Annotated in this window: 15 protein-coding genes; 10 read left to right on the top strand and 5 right to left on the bottom strand. The window is 62.0% G+C overall.

The window, feature by feature from the left end:
* The first annotated feature begins 31 nt into the window (after nt 1–31).
* Nucleotides 32–721 (top strand): 3-hexulose-6-phosphate synthase, encoded by a 690-nt coding sequence (locus F4X08_13720; GenBank protein ID MYD26857.1) that lies wholly within the window; start codon nt 32–34, stop codon nt 719–721.
* On the top strand, nt 714–1,304 hold the full coding sequence (gene hxlB, locus F4X08_13715; GenBank protein MYD26856.1) for a 6-phospho-3-hexuloisomerase: 591 nt from the start codon (nt 714–716) through the stop codon (nt 1,302–1,304). The genes F4X08_13720 and hxlB overlap by 8 nt, the downstream gene beginning before the upstream one ends.
* 62 nt (nt 1,305–1,366) lie before the next feature.
* Here the strand turns inward: hxlB and F4X08_13710 are convergent, their stop codons facing one another.
* Genes F4X08_13710 through F4X08_13690 form a run of 5 tightly spaced genes read right to left on the bottom strand, consistent with a single transcriptional unit; the run spans nt 1,367 to nt 12,083 of the window.
* A complete protein-coding gene (locus F4X08_13710) occupies nt 1,367–2,986 on the bottom strand; it encodes a hypothetical protein (protein MYD26855.1) in 1,620 nt (539 codons plus the stop codon).
* Nucleotides 2,987–3,024: 38 nt separating this feature from the next.
* A complete protein-coding gene (locus F4X08_13705; protein ID MYD26854.1) occupies nt 3,025–4,920 on the bottom strand; it encodes a BamA/TamA family outer membrane protein in 1,896 nt (631 codons plus the stop codon).
* Between the two features lie 48 nt (nt 4,921–4,968).
* Entirely contained in the window at nt 4,969–9,732 is a 4,764-nt protein-coding gene (locus tag F4X08_13700; protein ID MYD26853.1) for a hypothetical protein, read from the bottom strand.
* 44 nt (nt 9,733–9,776) lie between these two features.
* On the bottom strand, nt 9,777–10,511 hold the full coding sequence (locus F4X08_13695; GenBank protein MYD26852.1) for a hypothetical protein: 735 nt from the start codon (nt 10,509–10,511) through the stop codon (nt 9,777–9,779).
* Nucleotides 10,512–10,529: 18 nt separating this feature from the next.
* Complete coding sequence (locus tag F4X08_13690) at nt 10,530–12,083, bottom strand: hypothetical protein (GenBank protein MYD26851.1); 1,554 nt, start codon at nt 12,081–12,083, stop codon at nt 10,530–10,532.
* A 298-nt stretch (nt 12,084–12,381) separates the two neighbouring features.
* On the opposite strand from F4X08_13690, the gene F4X08_13685 reads away from it, so the two are divergent.
* The 8 genes from F4X08_13685 to F4X08_13650 all read left to right on the top strand — a co-directional run bounded on the left by F4X08_13685 (nt 12,382) and on the right by F4X08_13650 (nt 19,012).
* Complete coding sequence (locus F4X08_13685) at nt 12,382–12,912, top strand: metal-dependent transcriptional regulator (protein MYD26850.1); 531 nt, start codon at nt 12,382–12,384, stop codon at nt 12,910–12,912.
* A 102-nt stretch (nt 12,913–13,014) separates the two neighbouring features.
* Complete coding sequence (locus F4X08_13680; GenBank protein MYD26849.1) at nt 13,015–13,278, top strand: ferrous iron transport protein A; 264 nt, start codon at nt 13,015–13,017, stop codon at nt 13,276–13,278.
* 174 nt (nt 13,279–13,452) lie between these two features.
* Nucleotides 13,453–14,598, top strand: a complete 1,146-nt coding sequence (locus tag F4X08_13675) for a PepSY domain-containing protein (protein MYD26848.1) — start codon at nt 13,453–13,455, stop codon at nt 14,596–14,598.
* A gap of 64 nt (nt 14,599–14,662) precedes the next feature.
* Nucleotides 14,663–16,954, top strand: a complete 2,292-nt coding sequence (gene feoB, locus F4X08_13670; protein MYD26847.1) for a ferrous iron transport protein B — start codon at nt 14,663–14,665, stop codon at nt 16,952–16,954.
* 88 nt (nt 16,955–17,042) lie between these two features.
* A complete protein-coding gene (locus tag F4X08_13665; protein ID MYD26846.1) occupies nt 17,043–17,285 on the top strand; it encodes a hypothetical protein in 243 nt (80 codons plus the stop codon).
* A gap of 36 nt (nt 17,286–17,321) precedes the next feature.
* The gene (locus F4X08_13660) at nt 17,322–17,888 is read left to right on the top strand and encodes a nitroreductase (GenBank protein ID MYD26845.1); all 567 of its coding nucleotides are present in this window, start codon (nt 17,322–17,324) and stop codon (nt 17,886–17,888) included.
* Between the two features lie 76 nt (nt 17,889–17,964).
* The gene (locus tag F4X08_13655; GenBank protein MYD26844.1) at nt 17,965–18,492 is read left to right on the top strand and encodes a thioredoxin family protein; all 528 of its coding nucleotides are present in this window, start codon (nt 17,965–17,967) and stop codon (nt 18,490–18,492) included.
* A 7-nt stretch (nt 18,493–18,499) separates the two neighbouring features.
* Nucleotides 18,500–19,012 carry a DUF402 domain-containing protein gene (locus F4X08_13650; protein MYD26843.1) on the top strand — a complete coding sequence of 171 codons (513 nt, stop codon included), beginning with the start codon at nt 18,500–18,502 and terminating at the stop codon, nt 19,010–19,012.
* Nucleotides 19,013–19,067: the final 55 nt, after the last annotated feature.

The following is a 19,067-nucleotide window of genomic DNA, read 5'->3' as shown; positions in this document are numbered from 1 at the left end:
TGCCCACCGCTACCCAGTGGACACGGCCATCATGCTGCTCCAACTTGCCCTGGACACGCCGCACGCGGGTACGGTTCGCCGCCTGTTGGACGAGACCGCCGGCGACGTGGACATCATCGAGCTCGGAACGCCCCTGCTGATCCGTTACGGGGTCGACATCATCGCCGGGACCAGGCGGGACCATCCCGACAAGAAGATCCTGGCGGATCTCAAGATCGCGGATGCCGGCGCCGTGGAAGCGGGCCTCGCCTTCGATGCGGGGGCGGACATCGTAACCGTGCTCGGTACGGCCCACCCGGCCACGCTTCGGGAAGCGGGCGATCGGGCGAAGCGGTCCGGCGGCCAGGTCATGGCCGACCTGATCACCGCCCGTGAAGTGGACGAGGCGGTATCCCTGGCCCGCAGGATGGATCGGGCCGGGCTGGATTACATCTGTATGCACACGGCTTTCGACGCCCGGGGGCAGAGCGGACCGGGCGGACCGGGCGGACCGGGTGATCCAGCGCGAAACCTGGAAGGCATAGGCCGGGTCGGCGCAGCGGTCGAACGGGCAGGGCTGGCCGTTGCGGGCGGACTGGACCCCGCGTTGATCAAGCGGCTGATACCGCACGGCCCGGACATCGTGGTCGTCGGCGGTTACATCACCGGAAACGCCGACCCCGGCCGCGCGGTCCGTGCGATCCGGCGGATCATGGAGATCGTGCATCGAGCCGATGGATAACGAGAGAGCCTCTCCCCCATTCGATGAGATCGCCCGGTCCATCCTGGACGAACTCCGGCGAACGCTGAATCGGATCTCATGCGATGAAGTCGAAGCACTGGTGCGGGAAGTCACCGGGGCCCGGCGGGTCTTCGTCGCCGGCGCGGGGCGTTCCGGGCTGGTCATGCGCAGCTTCGCCATGCGGCTTGCCCAACTCGGCCGGCCGGTCCACGTGGTGGGTGAAACGACCTCGCCGCCGATCCGGCCGGGCGACCTGCTGCTGATCGGATCGGGATCGGGCGTGACGGACCGCATGGTCCACTATGCGGGTAAAGCCGCCAAGACCGGCGCGCGCGTTGCGGCGGCGACCGCTGTCCCGGAATCTCCGGCCGCCCGGCTGGCGGACGTTGTCGTCGTCATTCCCGCGCCTGCGCCAAAATCATCGAAAACAACCAGCGGTAAGGAACATCGGTCGCACCAGCCGATGGGCACGCTCTTCGAACAGAGCCTCGGGGTGATGCTCGATGCCTGCGTCATGCTGCTCATGGCGCGGCTCGGCGAAACCGGGCAGGGCATGTTCGATCGCCACGCCAATCTGGAGTAGGCGCCGGTAGTTCCGGCAAGCGCCGGTAGCTCTTGCGTGTCTGCGGCTCCGTGCCGCGGATGCTATGCCTTCGACAAGCGCCTGAGCACTTCCCGGTCCAGGACGGCCTTCAGGAATCCACGCCAGTGGCCGTTGCGGTCTCTGTCCGCCGACCGGTAGGGATCGGTACCGATGTACAGGGCGCCGCCGTCCTTGTGCGGTTTCAGGATCACCGCGGGCGAACCGTCGCCCCACCGTCCGATGACGCGCACGTCGTCGTCGATTTCCGCCGGTCGGACCCGCCACTGGTGCGCGTCGAGCGCGGCGCCCTCGGGCAGGTCGGGCCAGCCGGCAGTCAGCAGGATCCGGTCCGGATCGTTGAGGACGGACTCCACCTGTATGCCGAACACGCGTGCCCGCGCGTCGCCGAGACGCATCCCCTCGTCCAGGCGGAAGTCGTCGGCCGAACCCACGATCCATCCGCCTGCCCGCATGTAGCGAATCAACCGTTCGACGACCGCTTCTTTCACCGTTGGACAGGGCGTGCAGCAGAGCAATTCACACCCGGAAAGTTTGTCCCCGTCCGATACCTGGTGATCGGAGGCGTATCCGATTTCCTGTCCCGTGCTTTCTTCAAGGATGCCATGAGGCGTCCATACGTCCAGCGCAGGCACGCGGCTCGCGACGGAATCGTACGAAAGCAGGCATCGGTACTCCGAGGACGACCCATTCGCGCGTTCCGTCTCCGTCACCGATCGACACAAGGTGGAAATTGCCGCCCAAAGCTCCGGGTTCGATTCCGACAGGGACCGGCCCCGTATGGCCCGGCCTTCCCACCACGCGGTATCGTCCCAGTTATGCCAGCCAACGGCCGATACGCCCGGTGCGCAAGCCGCAGCCGTCCATTCCCGCAGTTCCCGCAGCGTGGCCTGGTACCGGCCCCGCATCATCTGCGATCCGACGACCATCCAGACGTCCTTTTCCGCCAGAGACCCGGCCGCGCGCGCCGCCCAGCGGATCAGGCGGCCGGTATCCGTGGCGGACTGAGCCGGCGGCGATCCCGGATCGATGATGACGAAGTCCAGCGCGCGGGCCGTATGTTGAAAGTGGACCAGTGTTTCGGCGGGCAGGAGGGCGTCGAGATGGAATGCCATCGTCGTCTTCAGGTTCGATTTCACCTTCTTCACGGCCCGGGCCACCTCTGCCGTAAACAGCGCATACTGTTCCATCTGCCAGATCCTGCGCCCATGCCGGTATCCGTCTTCGGTCATTTCCATCGTCAACAGGCGGCCTTCAACGGACTCCATCACCTGTTGCCAGCGATCCTCGGGGTACTCGCTTCCTCCCGTGGGCGCGTCCTCCAGTTGCAGCGCGTACAATCCCTTGCAGGACCCGAATACCTCCGACACGCGCCGCACATAGTCGAGACGCCACGCCCGGGAGTCGGGCAACAGGTACAGGGCCTTCGGGTTGCCGATGTGCAGGATGGAACGGATTCCCGCGTCCGCCGCGGCGCCGATCATTTCTTTCACCCGGTCCGTCTGGTCTTCCGAGGCCAGCTGGTTTCGCAGATCGAATCCGTCCCGGAAGACGACGAATTGAAATCCGCCGGCCTTGAGCTCTGCGAAGTCGTCGCGCCATCGGTCCGCGCGGTCAAACTCGTTATAGTACGTGAAAGCCTGCAGTCTTGATTTAGCGAACATGTCTCCCTTCCCGGCGTAAATCCGCCGTCGGGTCAAAATCAGAACGCCTGTCCGAGACCGAAGTAGAAGAAAGTCCGGTCGTACTTTCTCGAATTGGGAGGGTCGATCTTGCTTTGATTGTGAAAACCCACGTCGCCCCGTATCAGCCCGATCGGGGAACTCACCCGGACTCCCGCTCCGTAACCAAGCAGGAGATCACCGAAACCGAAAGAACCCACTGTTTTCCCCACCCCGCCCCAGTCCGCGAATACGGCCAGGTCAAACCGGGAGAAGGGCAACTGGATTTCATGCTGCGCGCTGATGGCGATCAGTCCACCGTCGGGCTGGCCGATCCGGTTTATACCGAACCCCCGCACCGATCGGTCGCCTCCGATAAACAGTCTGCTGTCGAGGGGTACGCGGTTTTCGTTCAGCGCCCTCACGTAGGCGAACGAGACCGCAGTGGAAAAATCCGGCGCGTTGGGAAAGGTCAGGTATTTACGGGCGATGGCCCTCACCGTAAGTATCGAGTTCCGGTTGAGCGTGGAACTGCCGAGCAGGGGGCTGGCCACGCTGCTCTGGAATTGACCGAAGAACCCCGTCTTCGGATTCAGGATATCATCCCGCGTGTCGTACGTCACAAGCCCGGTCAGACTGCCTTCGCGCCTGGACCGGAGGCTGTCGACTTCCGAACCGCTTCGCAGGAGTTCGGCCAGTTCGTCGCTGAGCGACGACACCTCGATGTTCTTCAGCGTATAGGTCAGTTGACTGCGGTAGGTGCGGGAGAGTTCGCGGTTGACCGCCACGGACACGCCCGCTTCCTGCTCGGTATGGCTGATGCGGTCCTCGCGCCGGAAGAACGCGCGCAGGATGCCCGTCGTCCGGGTCCGGAACAACCACGGTTGCGTGACCCCCGACTCGATGTGCTGGAAGAGCGAACTGATCTGACCGTTGGCGCCAATGGTGATCCCCCGGCCCAACAAGTTTCGGTATGCGACACTGAAGCTGCCCCTGAAGCGTTCGGCCGTGGCGAAGCCGGCGCCGAAACTCACCTCTCCCCCGGGCAATTCGGTGACCTCCACTACCAGGTCCCGCACCGTAGCTGAGGTGTCGCTCCTCAGGGGAGACAGGCGCACGCTGCGGAAAAGGCCCGTCTGGAAGAGCCGGGTCTGGCTCAACGATATCTTCGCGTTGTCGTAGAGTTCTCCCGGTTGGATCTCCAGTTCGCGGATCACTACGTTTCTATGGGTCTTCCGCAGACCTCGGACCTGTATCGCACCCACGCTGACGGGATGCCCTTCGATAACCCCGAAGTTGACGGTAACGGAATGGTCCTCCTCGTGCACTACGAATTTCGAGTCCACCACCACGTCCAGCAGCGCCCGGCGATCGGCGAGACGCTGGATGTAGCGTTTGTCCGTCGCGGCGGAGAGTCGGAAGAATACCTGGCCTTCCCGTGTGATAAGGTTCTGCCGGATTTCGTCTTCGGAAAGGTATCCGAAGCCGTTCAGATTGACCGCGCGCACGGTATACCTAGGACCTTCGTCGATGACGATCCTGAGCGCGACCCGATCCGTGTCAATCTCTTCGCGAACGAACCGGACCCTTGCATCCAGAAAACCGCTGTTCCTGTAAAAGCTCTCGATCGCCGACAGGTCGGTCCGCCAGGTGGCGTTATTTAAACGTCTGCGTTGCCAGAATCTGGGCCTTAGAAAACTGTCCGTTCTGGTTTCGATCAGACTGAGTATACGGTCCCCGGCGATGGTCGCGTTGCCTTCGACGACGATGCGATCGACGATGAGGGACTGCTGGGCGTCAACGGGGAAAGCGTACAGGATCGCCAGGAGAAACAGCGTCCGGAACGTACCGGAATACCGCGTCCGGGATGAACCGATACGACCCGATTCGGCAACGGTTGGCTTCGAGGGAAGCCTCATTCCCTTTACCATGTGCATTGCCTGACCGTTTGGTCCCCTGTCGTCCTTACATGCAAAGGCGCAGGCTTACCGAAACCGGAATTTGACCCGGAGGTCTATGCCATTCTGAGGATGTTCGCCCAGTTGTTCGGAAAAAGTCTCGATAAACAGGAAATCCGTCAACTGGTAACCGACCCGCAGCGAGTATTCCGAAGATTGGAACAATCGGGTAAAGCTGACCCGGGCGCGCCGGTTGATCCGCTTGCTGAGGGTAAGTTGTACCGGCGATCCGGCCTGAATGGCGCTGTTCATCGAGAAAGGATCGCCTTCGACCTGGACTTCGTCGAGATTCAACAAGGCCTCTGCGAGTGCTTCTCCGGTCATCAAAAAGGCCCTGTTTCTCATGCCGGCGTATTCATCGGGCGTGCCCAGACTGGTGAGTCCGGCCGTGCCGAAAGTCAGCAGGGAGACGACCTCGGGACCGTAAATTACCTCGGGGCCGGCAAGCGACCGGGAACCCGAAGCCAGAATCTCCGTAGCGTTGTCGTCGCGCGGCGCTGCGCGCAACTGGGGCGTCACCGTCGACACCGGTCCGGACGCGAGCAGTTCCACTTCGTAATAAGTATCGTGAATGTCGCGCACGCGGGGCGCCCAGGCCTGAATGTTCAGGACCGGGTCGAGCTGCGCCACCGGGTACTCGATCAGCGCGGTAAAGCTCTCCAACGGTACGCGCCTGGTCAGGTCGATCCGTCCGGTTTCCAGTTCGAAGGTGGCGCCCAGGTACCTGATCACGCCGTCATCCTCGGCGACGGCGTTTCCGGTCAACAGGGGATTCTGCACCGTATTGCCGAGGGCCACCCCGCCCTCGACGGTCAGTTGGGCGATATTGTTCTCGACGGCTAGGTCGGTCACGTCCACGGCTACGTCCAGCGCGATGCTTTCCAGGAACGGGTCGGGCGTGTCCTGCGGACGTATGATCGCGTTGTCTAGGAGCAATTCGCCGATATCCAGCGAATGTGTGACCACGCCGGTCACGACGATCGGATCGGCTACATTGTAAATCCGTGAACGGTCCCTGTTGCCGGTCCAGGCAAGCGATCCGTCGATTACAAGCATGGCCGAACCGAGCCGTTCCACTTCAGCCTGGCTGAAATCGGCATAGGCTTCGATTTCGGCGAAGGACAGGTTGTCCGTCAAGAGGTCGCCGGAAACCCGGACCGTGCCGTCCCCGGCGCGGAACGCTGTGGGATTTAGCGCGAAGGCGCCTCCATCGACGTCGACCTGCAGCAAGTCTGCCCGGAACATCGGTTCGAACTCACGGAAACGCAACGCCGCGTCCCGAACGGTGACCTGACCGACCGACCGGGGTGAAGCGGGTGTTCCTCCGATGGACAGGCGGATGTCGGCCTTCCCCTCGATGCGTTCGAGATCGTACACGACGCCGCTCAGGAAAGACAGGTCGATGTCGTCTCCTTCGACGGTCAGGGCGATATCTTCCACACCGGTCGCATCGCCGGTCCTTTCAGTACGGGCCGGGTCATAGGGTATGGAGCCGTGAGCGGTTATGGTATCGCCGCCTTTGCGAATCCTCAGGTCCCGGATTGCGATTTCCCCGCCGCTATACACCAAGTGGGCGGCGAGGCTGTCCAGGGAGGCTTGATTGTATCTCGGTTGATCCATGGAAACGCGGGCTTCTATGAACCGGGCGGAGGCCGGACCGGTGACTTCGATCCGGGTATTCACATTACCGCCCAGGGGAAGGTCGAGATTGGCCAGTGCCATGACGGCGTCCATCCTGATCTGCTCACCCAGGATGACGAAGTCGGACACGCCCGCCTCCGTTCCGCCATCGACGTACGCCAGGCGGCCGTGCATCGAAAGCCGGCCCCGCTCGTCATCGGGTTGGTTGATGCGGCGAAACGTGGCGGACATGGATTCCATATGGATGTGGGCCCCGTCGAAATGCAGCCTGACGGGTTCCGTGTTCACCAGCTCGTTCTGGAGACCGAACAGTTTCAGCGAATCCAGCGCCATGACCCCGTCGACGTCGCTGCGGTCCCGGACCGAACCGTTCACGTCGATCCTGCCCCGGATGTAGCCATCCAGATCGGCGGGAACCACCTCGAAGAACTCCCGCAGGGGCGCCACGGCCAGATTGTCTACGACCATGGACGCCGTGTATCTTTCGCCGGACGGAAGCGACTCCGGTTGGACCTCCGTCGCCCATCGCAGATCGACCGGATAGACAAGATCGATCTCCGATCGTCCCACCGGACTCTGCACGGATAGCATGGGAACCCGCAGCAACCGGTCTTCGTAAACCGCCGATGCGGCCACCGTGCCAAGCAGGTTGGTTCTGTTTCCAATTGCATAGCTCACGTTCGAAACGGTCAGTTGGCTGTTCATCCTGGGATCTTCCGGCGTGCCCTCCAGGGCGATCACGCCGTCCATGGCGCCGCTGAACGTGCCGGCCGACACCAGGAAAGGCGAGAAGAACTCCAGTTGCACGCCTTCCAGGATGGTTTCGAGATCGACCCGTCCGTCCGCGGCGAGACTGGCCGTACCGTCGACCGTTACGCGGCCGAAGTCGCCCGCCAGTCTGAATTCGTCCACGGTAATGACCTGGTTTTCCAGTTTCACGGTGGAGGGGGCCTCGGAATGCAGTATCCGGTCGTTCATCAATACATCCAGCGAATCGAGGGAGACCGTTATGGTGGAAAGGTCCGGATACCCGGCCAGTCCCACGGCGTGTACGCTCCCGCTGAACGTGCCGGTGCCGCCTTCGATCGGTCTCTTGGAAAGTATGGAGAGCAGCGGAGACAGTGAAGTCTGCAGCAGATCGACCCGCAGATCGTAGGGGTACTGCCCGGTCAATTCGAGGGATCCTTCCGCGTGTACGGTGGGACCCGGCACCCGGGTCAGGGTGAACGCAAGGCGGTCCGTGTCGATCGTCATTTCCAGATCGGTGTCGCCCAGGTCTTCATTTTGAATCGCCAGGTTCCGGACGGTGCCCTTCCCCGTAACGGAGGGCTGTTGTATGGTACCGGAAATCTCGCCCCGCATGCGGAGGATGGCATCCAGCCCCCACCAGGATTCGCTTTGGAGGTAGTCCGCGAGCCTGAGGTCATGCACGTTGAAGTATCCGGCAACAGCCCGGTCACCGGCCAGGTTCGTCCTCGCCCGGAGCTCCAGCCTGTCCAGCACGGCATTGATCGTCAGGTTGCGACGTTCGTCCAGAAAACCTTCGACTTTCGTTTCGCCGAGGAGGACATCGCCATAGGCCAGATCGCTGACCCAGCCACCGAGCCGAACGGTCGGCCGCCGGAGCGTGCCCAGCAGGTAGAGATCCAGGTCGCCCGAACCGCGGAGTTCTGCGAAATCCAGCGGCGGAGGCAGCTTTCCGACGTCATGCACGTCGACCGAACCGGTCAGCTGAATGTTCCCGTCCGTGCCGAGTTGTCCCTCGGTATTAACCTGGAAAGACGCTTCCCGGAGGTCGGCCCGCAGCAGGCCGCGCCGGTACGCGGCCGTTGCCGTTGCCTCCCGCAATGGCAGGCCGCTTATGCTCACCAGGGCGGAAGAAACGGTCAGATCGGCCCTGCGGGGCGCGTCGTCGAAGCCGTCGCCTTCCATTTCGAAGGCCAATTCCACCTCGCCCTCCAGCTCGCTATCGTCGCCGACGAGGACCGTCGGCAGCGCGGGGAGCGCGATCCCGGGTGACTCCAGCTGCAGGCGGTATCCGGTAGATTCACCACTGAAATCGAGCCGGCCCCGTCCCGATATCCATCCGGCCTCATGCCTGCCCCGGAACCGGTTGACCGTGAGCACGTCCCGCACATAGGCCATATCCAACGCGGCCAGGTTGAACGCGCCGTACTCCGATCGTACCACTGGCGACGTGAACCTGGCCTCGATGGCCGGATCGGACAGGCTGTTGCGCAGCGACCCGGTCATGGTGAAGGTCCCCGGCATGGTGTTTTCGAACCCGATGATCCGCAGTATGGCGCCGACTTGTCCGTTCGCGGCGAAATCCAGCGTGGCCGGGTTCTTGTCCGCGGTCGATATCTCGCCGGTCACGTGGTATCTGATCGGTGGGCCGTGGGCGGATTCCATGATCAGGTCGTGAACCGTAAGGTCGTCCCCTTCGAAGTACACGTCCGTGCGCATATTCGTTGCCGCGTCTTCATAACCTGCTATACGGTAAGCCACATGCCCCGCGTCGATCTCGCCTTCCACCGTGAACGGCCGGAGCACGGAGCCGCTGAAACCGACTTCCCCGGCGCTCACCGCCGTGGAATCCCCGGGATCGAAATAGCGGAACGTGCCGTTCCTGATCCGCAAGTCGCGCAGATCGAAAGGCAGGCCGGACGTTCCTCCATCCACTTCCCCGTCCTGCGCCGCTTCCCCGTCCTGCGCCGCTTCCCCGTCCTGCGCCGGGCCTTCAAACAGCAGATCCAGGGAATTCATCCCGCTGCCGGCGGCGTCTTCGACGTAGGCCATGCGGAATCCGTCGATCCCGACGCTGTAGAGCGGCGCATCGCCCACCGCGGCGTCCCAGACGTTGAAGTCTATCCTGATTTCGTCCGCACCCGCGACCTCACCGCCACCATGGACGTCCGCCAGGCGCAAGGATACGCCCCGCATCGCCAGGTGCGTCCGCAAGCCGGTTTCGACGCGTTCGATCGTTACCTGCCCGTTGAGCCGGTCCTGAACGTTCCGCACCACGGCGCGGCGGACCTGGTCATTGCCCCAGCCGGTTCCCAGCAGGACGAGGACGCCCAGGCTTGCCGTCAGCGTCAACGCGGCGAGCAGGCCCAGTCCCATGGTCCATATGTTCAGCCGTAGTTTCATCGTGCCATACCGAGAGTGAAGTCCGGGGCCGCCGGACCGAAGCTTCAATCGAACAGCTTGTGGACGAAACGGGTCCTCAGCGCCCGGGCCGCCCATTCCATGTTCCGATCAATGTCCCGTCGCAGTCGTTCGCCCGGTCCCGCGCCGTCTCCCTCGTCGTATCCCAGGCGGCGGGCAAGAAACAGAAATTCCTGGGAAGACCAGTCCGGAAGGACGAGGTCCCGGGCGTTGCCGCGCACCATGCGAAGGGCGTTGATCAACCTGACGAGGAACCGGTATGCCCGGTCCAGCATGCCACGCTCTTCGTCTGAAAGGAATCCGGCGCGGTTGAGGGCTTCCATGGCCTCCAGTGTGTTCGGTCCGCGGACGGAGTCGTTCCGGGCGCCGTAGAGGATCTGCAGGTCCTGCACGAAGTACTCGATGTCGATCAGGCCGCCGTAACTGTATTTGACGTTGATGGCACCGGTATCGACCAGTTCGTCGTTCTGCCGCTCGCGTAGATGGGTCCACGACCGGCCGTCGACCGGGGCTTCGTGGTACACGAAGGCATCGCGGGCGTCCTCGACGTCCCCACCCAGGACCGAATCGCCCCCGATGGCGCGCAGCTTGATCAGCGCGTGACGCTCGTAGGGTAGGGCGCCGCCCTTTTCGTTGAAATACGCGTTGAACTTCTCCAGGGAGGAGGCCAGAGCCCCTTTTTCGCCGTAGGGCCGGAGCCGGAGGTCGATCTCGAACAGGCCTTCTCTCCGGGATTCGATGGTGCTGCAGATCATGCGCACGAGCCGCTCGTAGTACTCCTAATTCACCACGACGTGGGGGCCGCTCGTACTGCCCTGTCCGGCGTAGACGAACATCAGTTCGATGTCCGAGGCCCAACCCAGTTCCCGGCCGCCGCATTTACCCAGCGCGCAGATGCTGAACACGCAGGGCTCGCCGGAGGGAAGCGTGGGCTCGCCGTACTGACGGCGCTGCTCCTGGTCGCAGATTTCATACGCAGACTCGAGGACCACCTCCGCCAGCGTGGTGAGTCCGCGGGAAAAGGCCTGGATGTCCTGCTTCTTCTCCAGGATCTGCCGCATGCTGATCCGGAGCATCTCCTTGTCCTTGTACCGGTTCAGCAACTCCTTGCGACGGGCGTAACTTCCGACTTTCGACAACCGCGCGGCCAGCTCGCCTTCCATTTGCTCCCGCGACCTTACGATACCGACCACTTTGATGTCCTGCAGCACGGGGAACAGGTTCTTGTACTGCATCCTGAGGAAGTCCTTCCACAGGAAATCGCTGGTGCCGAAGAGTGTTGCCATCGCGCTGATCACTTCCTGCTTCTCCAACTGGTCGAACATCTCTTCCATCGCCCGGCCGGGCGGTACGTTGGCCAGGACCTGGTCGATCAACTGGTTGAAGTGTTCCAGGGCCTGGGCGGGATTCGGCGCCCGGGTCAGCAGATGGGTAAACTGCTTGATGAGGGTGATCACGAACCGCAGTTCATGGAGTTTCCTCGGGTCGGTAATCTTGCCTCCGCGCCGGTCGGTCACCTCGAGCGTGTCCTGCACCTCGGCTCCGGCGGCCGCGATATCGATCCTTCGGATGTTGATGTCGCGCAGCGCCAGGGCGGTCGAAAGGGCGTACAGGAACGCAGGGGTATCCTGGCCCGTGATATCGAGGCGGGTCGCCCCGGTCCCGGTGTCGTTGTCGATCGCCGCGCGCACGGGGAACACGGAGGAGTGCTCCGCGCCCTCCTCGTGACGAAGATAGTCCACGACGCGCTCGTTGATCCTTCTCTGCAGCGCCTTGGCGCTGTTCATCCGCAGGCTGTGCATGGCATCCTTGATTTCCCGCGCAATGGCGGGCCAGTCAGGAGGCTTCTCCGACAACGCGTGCACGCGGAAAACATCCACGATTTTACGCTGTGTCCTCAGCGACGCCGAGGTGATGTCCGGCGGCGCGGCCGGCGTGCCCGGCCTTGCGCGGCGCCGCCGTCTCGGCCGCAGGGACCGTTTGCGCCCATCAACCGCCGGCGACGCGTCGGCGTAGGTGAACACGTCTCCCCGCCGTATGCTCAGTCCATTAGACGCCAGAAGGCCCGAAAGGATCGAGATTACCGTCAGGTTGTCGAAAGCCACGACGGTCAGCCGCCATGTGGAATCGTCCAGGGACTCCACGTCGATTTCCGCGGCGTTGTCCGGTCCCAGCCCATTGATCATTTCGATATGTCGCCGGACCACTTCAGGCTCGTAACGCTCGAAGTAGGCCGGCTCCATCCGGTCGAGATGATCCCGGACCAGCATATCCGGCAGATCGGTGCCCTTGAGCTGCTCCGAAAGTTCCGTAAAAGGGATCGTATTCGTCATGCCGAGGTTCCGAAGGTTTTGGTCAAGGGCATAAAACGCCTATCATACATAATACATCCAACTTTCCGTAAACACAACCACGTAACACATTTAGGTACACGCGCCCGGGCGTGCGCGTGCGTACGAGACCGGGCGGGACAGGGCAGAACCAGGCGCACGGCTGCAATAAACTTGCGGATCGTCTACTTTTTTCTTGACAGTCCCACGAAAGGTTATATTATTCGAAGCCATATTTGATAAGCCAAACTTTTTATTGTGCCGGCAACACGATGGTTGCCATAACGAATCGGACAGTGAGATGGATGTCTGGAGAGAGTTCGAGCACAACGAGATCACCCACAGCGGCGCGCACTACCTGATGACAGTCCAGCAGCTGATTGAAGAACAGGGATATGCACGGGTTTCGGACGTAGCCCGGGAAATGCACATCACGCCGGGCAGCGCGTCGATCATGATCAAGTCGCTGCGGGAAAAAGGATACCTCGAAGAGGACAGGAACCGATTTCTCCTGCTGTCGGACGAGGGAAACCGGCTGGCGCAGTCGGTATGGTCGCACCGTCAGATCCTCATCGCCTTTCTCAAGGGCGTCCTGCATATCGACGCGGAGCAGGCGGAAATCGACGCGTGCAAGATCGAGCACCTGATCAGCACGAAGACCGGGGAACGTCTGCTGCTCTTCCTGCAGTTCCTCCTCTCGGACGATCCCCACGGCAAGGCGTTCCTCAAGTCCTACTGGGACGCCAACGTGCTGGCGATCTGCGACTTCGAAACCTGCGCAGTATGCGAGGAAGTGGGCGAATGCCTGGTCATCCGTTCGGAGTCGGCGTGAGGGACGCCGCCTTTATCATGAAAGGGGACCTCAATCTATCTTCAATCACCGTTCAGTTCATGAGCTCGTAACGGCTTTTGACCTTATTCCACGGGATAATCCATGTATTCCGAAATCCAAACCAGTACCGCAGCACAGACGATCTGCCTCGATGAATTGAAACCGGGCGAAAAAGGGACGATCCGGCAGATCAAGGGCACGGCGGGAGAAGAAGTACACCTGATGGAACTGGGTCTGCTTCCCGGGACGTCCGTCGTATTGATCAAGCGCGCTCCGATGGGCGATCCGATTGAAATCCGCGTTCGGAACTATCACCTGTCCATTCGATGCGCTGAAGCACGTTCGGTAATGGTGGAAAGAGGTTGAACTGGTAAGGTAATTAAAAAAGGACTATCGGTTCGGCTGGCTGGCTCTCCCCGATAGTCCTCGGACCAGGGGGATTCGTACACATGGCGCGTACTTTCCGATCCCGGCCTTATTAGGGAATATACACCCCCTGGTTGCCACTGTCAAATCCAATGGTATACCGGGGGTTGTTCAATGTTTCGGAAATGCCTGTTCTGGCTGCATCTTTCGTCGGGCGTCGTCGCCGGCGCGGTCATTCTGATGATGTCCGTGACCGGCGTGCTACTCACCTTCCAGCCTCAGATCGTCGACTGGGCAAACAGGGAATACGACACGGTCCAACCGCCCTACCCGGGCGCCCAGAGCTTGGAACTTGACGCCTTGCTGATGGCGGTAAGAAGCGTTGAAACGGACGCCGAACCGACGTCCATTACCCTCCGGTCGGATCCGGACAGGGCTTATGTCGTTCGTTACGGACGGTCAAAGACGGTGTATGTCGATCCCTTTACGGCCGAAGTCCGGGGACCGGGAAACGAGGCCGTACGCGATTTCTTCCGGGAGATCATGTACTGGCACCGCTGGTTCGGCGCAGAGGGCGAGAACAGGTCGGTCGCCCGTGCGGTAACGGGCGCCGGCAACCTGGCCTTCTGCCTGTTGACCGTCACGGGGTTCTATATATGGTGGCCGCGCAGGTGGACTTTAAAGTCGTTCAAGGCCATTGCTTTTCCGAACTTCAGGATCAGGGGCAGGAGCCGTGATTTCAACTGGCACAACTCGGTCGGCTTCTGGTGCCTTCCCGTCCTGTTCCTGATTTCACTGAGCGGGGTCGTGATTTCATACCGGTGGGCGGGAGACCTGGTCTACACACTGACCGGTACCGAGCCGATTCCCCGGTCATCGGCGTCCGTTTCGGATCCGTCGATTCCGAAGGACGAACAGCCGGACTCGCAAATTGCGCCCCTCGGGTCCTTCATAGACGCCGCACGCGCCCAGGTACCCGGGTGGGCGTACATCACGCTGAATCTGCCGAAGGATGGGTCGAAGACGACTACACTGTCGATATCGGAAATGGACAATCGCATACCGCTGATGCGTTCGACGCTGACCGTATCGACCCAGGACGCCCGGGTCGTCGACTGGGTGCCGTTTACCGGCGAGAACCTCGGCCGCCAGGTCCGGACGTGGCTGCGCTGGATACATACGGGCGAGGCCGGCGGATGGCCGGGTCAACTGATCGCCGGCCTTGCGACCTTCGGTGCCGTCATCATGGTCTGGACGGGGCTGTCCCTTTCATGGAGAAGATTACGGCGGTTTAGCAACGCCCTGAAACAGGAGACGTGATGCTGCTTGCATTCCAGCCTCGGATCGTCGACCGGACCAACAGGGAATACCACGAATTTTCAAAATGACCGAAACCACCGGGACTTCCGAAACCCGCAGATCCGTCATCGACGTGCTCCTCGTCGGCAACCCGAACACCGGCAAGACGTCCGTATTCAATTCGTTGACCGGGCTTCGTCAGAAAACGGGCAACTATCCCGGCGTGACCGTGGAGAAGAAGACGGGCATCGTGACGGAGCCGGACGGCAGCACACTTCGCCTGCACGACATGCCGGGGATGTACAGCCTTACCCCGAAATCCCTCGACGATTCCATCGCCCGGGAGGTGCTGATCGGGGAGGCGGAAGAGGACCTGGACATCCGCCTCATCGTGGTCGTGGCGGACGCCTCGAACCTCAACCGGAACCTCTACCTGGTCACCCAGCTCATCGACCTCGGCATCCCCGTCGCCGTGGCCATGAACATGATGGACAACGCCGTCAGCAGCGGCGTACACATCGACCTGGACGCCCTGTCCGAACAGTTACAGGTCCCCATCGTTCCGGTGGTTGCTTCCCGCCAACAGGGCATAGACGAACTGCGGCGGATGATGTTCGACCAGATCGGACCGGTGGATCGGGATTCCCGGCCGGCCGGAGAGGCCGAGACCGAGCCGACCGGAGAGGCCGGAGAGGCTGGACCTGGGCCGACTGGAGAGGCCGATTCGACCGGACCGACCGGGCCGGCCCCGCCATCGCCCAGGGTTTCCTTTGCCGAGCGGTTTCCGCGGAGGCGGTTGCTGGGCGGTTTGCTCGACGAGGCGCTCGCCCCTGCGGCGGCGTGGTTCGGGGAACATACGAACCTGAACAAGGTGGCGCAGACCTCGGAAGCGCTGCGCGTGACTTCGAGTGACCAGGCGCTGCAGACGTGGATGGAAGGCCGACAGGACCCCTCCTGCAAGGAAGATCTGAAACGCATCGTGGAACAGACACGGGGCAGGCTGGACGAGTTGCAGGTTCCGTGGCGGATGCTGGAGACCATCCTGCGGTATGATCAGATCGACGATCTCTATTCTCGGGTGGTGCGGGAGGACCAGGACGCCCAGGCCAGCCTGAGCGTCCGGCTGGACCGCGCGTTCACCCACCGGATTGCCGGTCCGGTCATCGTCCTGGCCGTGTTCGCGCTGGTCTTCCAGTCCATATTCTCCTGGGCAGAAGCGCCCATGACGCTCATTGAGGACGGGATCGCCGCCCTAGGCGCCTTCGTCTACCAGTTCCTGCCCGCCGGCATGCTGCGGGACCTGCTCGTGGACGGCGTCATCGCCGGCGTGGGCGCCGTGCTCGTCTTTCTCCCGCAGATCCTCTTCCTCTTCTTTTTCCTAGCGCTGCTTGAAGACACGGGCTACATGGCCCGCGTCGCCTTCATCATGGACCGGTTCATGAAGAGCATGGGCCTGTCCGGCCACTCGGTCATGCCGCTGCTTTCATCCTTTGCCTGTGCGATACCCGGCATCATGGCGACCCGTACGATCAAGAACTGGAAGGACCGCCTCATCACCATCATGATCGCGCCGCTGATGAGCTGCAGCGCCCGCCTGCCCGTGTACATCCTGCTGATCGGCGCTTTCTTTCCGTCCATGACGATCCTGGGCGTGTTCACGCTGCAGGGGCTCATGCTGTTTTCCATGTATATTTTCGGGATCGTCGTCGCTATCGGCGCCGCGCTGGTGTTCAAGCGGTTATTCATGAAGGACGCCGTCCCCACGAGTTTCGTCATGGAACTGCCGCCCTACCGGCGGCCTTCCCTGAAGTGGGTCCTGCTGCAGATGTACGAGCGGGCAAAAGTCTTCGTGACGGAAGCGGGCCAGATCATCCTGGCCATATCGGTCGTCCTCTGGTTCCTGGCGTCCTATCCGCAACCCGACGACTACGATTCCATGACTTCCCGGTCGCGCATACAGCAAAGCTACGCCGGCGAACTCGGCCAGTTGATCGAACCGGCCATCGAGCCGCTCGGGTTCGATTGGAAAGTGGGCATTGGACTGATCACCTCCTTTGTCGCCCGGGAAGTGCTGGTCAGCACCATGGCCACGATCTACAACGTGGAGGAGGCCGATGAGACCTCGGTCGATCTGAGGTCCTCGCTTCGAAGCGAGGTGGATCCCGAAACGGGCGATCGGGTCTATACGCCGCTGGTCGCCGTATCGCTCATGGTGTTTTTTGCGCTGGCCTGCCAGTGCATGGCCACGGTAGCCATCGTGAAACGGGAGACCAACGGCTGGAAATGGCCCATCGTCATGGTCCTGTACATGACGGCCCTGGCCTACGTGGGGTCCCTGGTCGTCTACCAGGGGGGATTGCTCCTGGGGTACGGATAACCGCCGTCGGACCGCCTGGCAGTCGTCGGACCGCCTGGCAGCCGTCGGACCACTTGGCTTTTAACCCGTCCGCCATTATCTTGCTATCATGGACCTTCAAACCCTGATCGTCGCCATAGTCGTGGGGGTCGCGGCCGCGTTTGTCTTGCACACTTTCACCCGGCAGTTCACCTCCCGGGACCGAAAGGGATGCGGGAGCTGCGCTCACGGCGGCTCGGTGCTGACCGGGCTGACCGGACAGACCAGGCAGTCCAGGCTGACCAGCGCATCGCGTGACGACGAGCTGATCCAGGTAGAGCCGATCCAGGTGGAGGAGTCAATCCGGGAGTAGCTTGCGCCTTAGAGGCAACGGTCGACATCCAATCACATGTCCGTATTCGATACGATCCGTAACAGACGGTCGATTTACGAATTCACGCCGGAACCGGTCCCCCGGGAAGTGATCGCCCGCGTGCTCGAAACCGCCGTTTGGGCGCCGAACCACAAGCTGACGGAACCCTGGCGCTTCCTGGTCGTCACCGGGAAGACCAAGGAGACCCTGGCGAACATCTACTGCAGGATCCAGCGGGAGAAGACGAAGTCGGACGATTCCGGCATCCTGCGGAAGGCCACGGAAAAGGGCTATGCCAAGATCATGTCCAAGCCTGTGATCATCGGCGTGGCCTGCAAGAAGGACGCGGACGCCTTTCGCGCCCGGGAGGATTACGCGGCAACCTGTTGCGCCATACACAATATCGCCCTGGCCGCCTGGGAAGAGGGCATCGGGATGCAGTGGAGCACGGGAGGACTGATACGGGATCCCGATACGCTGGAGCTGCTGAAGATCGACGATCGGGTAGAAGAGATCGTCGGGTTCCTCTACACCGGCTATCCCGCGCAGGTCCCCGCCCAGAAAAGAGTGCCCGCCGCCGAACGGACCGAGTGGTTCGCCTGACCGACCGGTCAACCCGCTCCGCCAACCTGTCCAAGTCAACCTGTCCAAGTCAACCTCGAAACAGCCTGGAGTTGCCATGTCCGTAGTTTCCGAAGAACGATTCGCCTCGGGATTCCTGTGGGATGACTACATGGGGAACAGCGAGAAGAATCTCGAACGATTCCATGATAATTACGACAGATTTACTTTGGAAGGGGAGGACGCCGGTTTCTTCGCCGCCGTCGAGACGCCCGTGAAGGTGCTGATCCTCGCGGAAGACTGGTGCGGCGACGTGGTGCAAAGCCTCCCACCCATCGTCCGCATGCTGGAGGGCAGCCCGTCCATCGCGTACCGCATCTTCCGCCGGGACGAGAACCTCGATATCATGGACCGGTATCTCACCGACGGTTCGAAGGCCATTCCCTACCTGGTCTTCATGGACGCCGACCGGAACGAGCTGGCCCGGTGGGGACCGCGTCCCGAGACGTGCCAGGCGATCATGCGGGACAACAAGGGCAGGATCCCCATGGAGGAAATCTACCCGCGTATCCGGTCCTGGTACCGGCAGAACGGTAACGGTCCCCTCGTCACGGAGATCCGGGACGTCCTCGAACGGATCACGTAGCCCTTCCATGGCCGCCACCATCACGGAAATCAAGCACAACCCGGGCAAGCCCGACCAGTCCTTCCAGTGCGGCCTGCTGCACCACGGCGGCAGCCGCATGGTCATCTCCTACCGGTCCGACCGGCCGTACAGCCAGGGTGACATCCGGATCCCTGCCGGCACGCTGACTTTGGCGTATTACGAAGAGGGGCTTCCGTACATCCTTTGGAAGATGATCGGACCCGGCGGCCGTCTCGTCGGGCATTACGTGCACCTGTGCGACGGGGTGCGGATCGGACCGGACCGCGTGGAGTACGACGACCTGTTGCTGGACCTGTGGTTCTACCCTGACGGCGGCTGCCGCGTGCTGGACGAGGACGAGTTGAAGCAGGCCGGCGACGACGGACTGATCGACGGGCAGACGGCGGATCGCATCAGGACGTCCGCCGCGGAAGTCCAGCGCGGCATACACCGGATCATGAGGGATTTCGACGCATTGCTCGATCGCCTCGGCATCGAATCGCATTCGGAATACGCTTGACACGGACCGGATTCAGCCTTAGATTTTACTTACGGGAAACGTGGCGAAAGCGTTG

The organism is Gemmatimonadota bacterium (assembly GCA_009841265.1).
GTDB lineage: Bacteria > JAAXHH01 > JAAXHH01 > JAAXHH01 > JAAXHH01 > JAAXHH01.
This window is presented reverse-complemented; position numbering and strand designations above follow the sequence as displayed.

Coding starts and splice junctions, on each gene's coding strand:
- F4X08_13680 (MYD26849.1), top strand. CDS start 13,015: ATGTATTCCGAAATCCAAACCAGTACCGCAGCACAGACGATCTGCCTC.
- F4X08_13720 (MYD26857.1), top strand. CDS start 32: ATGCTGCTCCAACTTGCCCTGGACACGCCGCACGCGGGTACGGTTCGC.
- F4X08_13675 (MYD26848.1), top strand. CDS start 13,453: ATGTTTCGGAAATGCCTGTTCTGGCTGCATCTTTCGTCGGGCGTCGTC.
- F4X08_13700 (MYD26853.1), bottom strand. CDS start 9,732: ATGAAACTACGGCTGAACATATGGACCATGGGACTGGGCCTGCTCGCC.
- F4X08_13660 (MYD26845.1), top strand. CDS start 17,322: ATGTCCGTATTCGATACGATCCGTAACAGACGGTCGATTTACGAATTC.
- F4X08_13690 (MYD26851.1), bottom strand. CDS start 12,083: ATGACGAATACGATCCCTTTTACGGAACTTTCGGAGCAGCTCAAGGGC.
- feoB (MYD26847.1), top strand. CDS start 14,663: ATGACCGAAACCACCGGGACTTCCGAAACCCGCAGATCCGTCATCGAC.
- F4X08_13655 (MYD26844.1), top strand. CDS start 17,965: ATGTCCGTAGTTTCCGAAGAACGATTCGCCTCGGGATTCCTGTGGGAT.
- F4X08_13665 (MYD26846.1), top strand. CDS start 17,043: ATGGACCTTCAAACCCTGATCGTCGCCATAGTCGTGGGGGTCGCGGCC.
- F4X08_13705 (MYD26854.1), bottom strand. CDS start 4,920: ATGCACATGGTAAAGGGAATGAGGCTTCCCTCGAAGCCAACCGTTGCC.
- hxlB (MYD26856.1), top strand. CDS start 714: ATGGATAACGAGAGAGCCTCTCCCCCATTCGATGAGATCGCCCGGTCC.
- F4X08_13650 (MYD26843.1), top strand. CDS start 18,500: ATGGCCGCCACCATCACGGAAATCAAGCACAACCCGGGCAAGCCCGAC.
- F4X08_13685 (MYD26850.1), top strand. CDS start 12,382: ATGGATGTCTGGAGAGAGTTCGAGCACAACGAGATCACCCACAGCGGC.
- F4X08_13710 (MYD26855.1), bottom strand. CDS start 2,986: ATGTTCGCTAAATCAAGACTGCAGGCTTTCACGTACTATAACGAGTTT.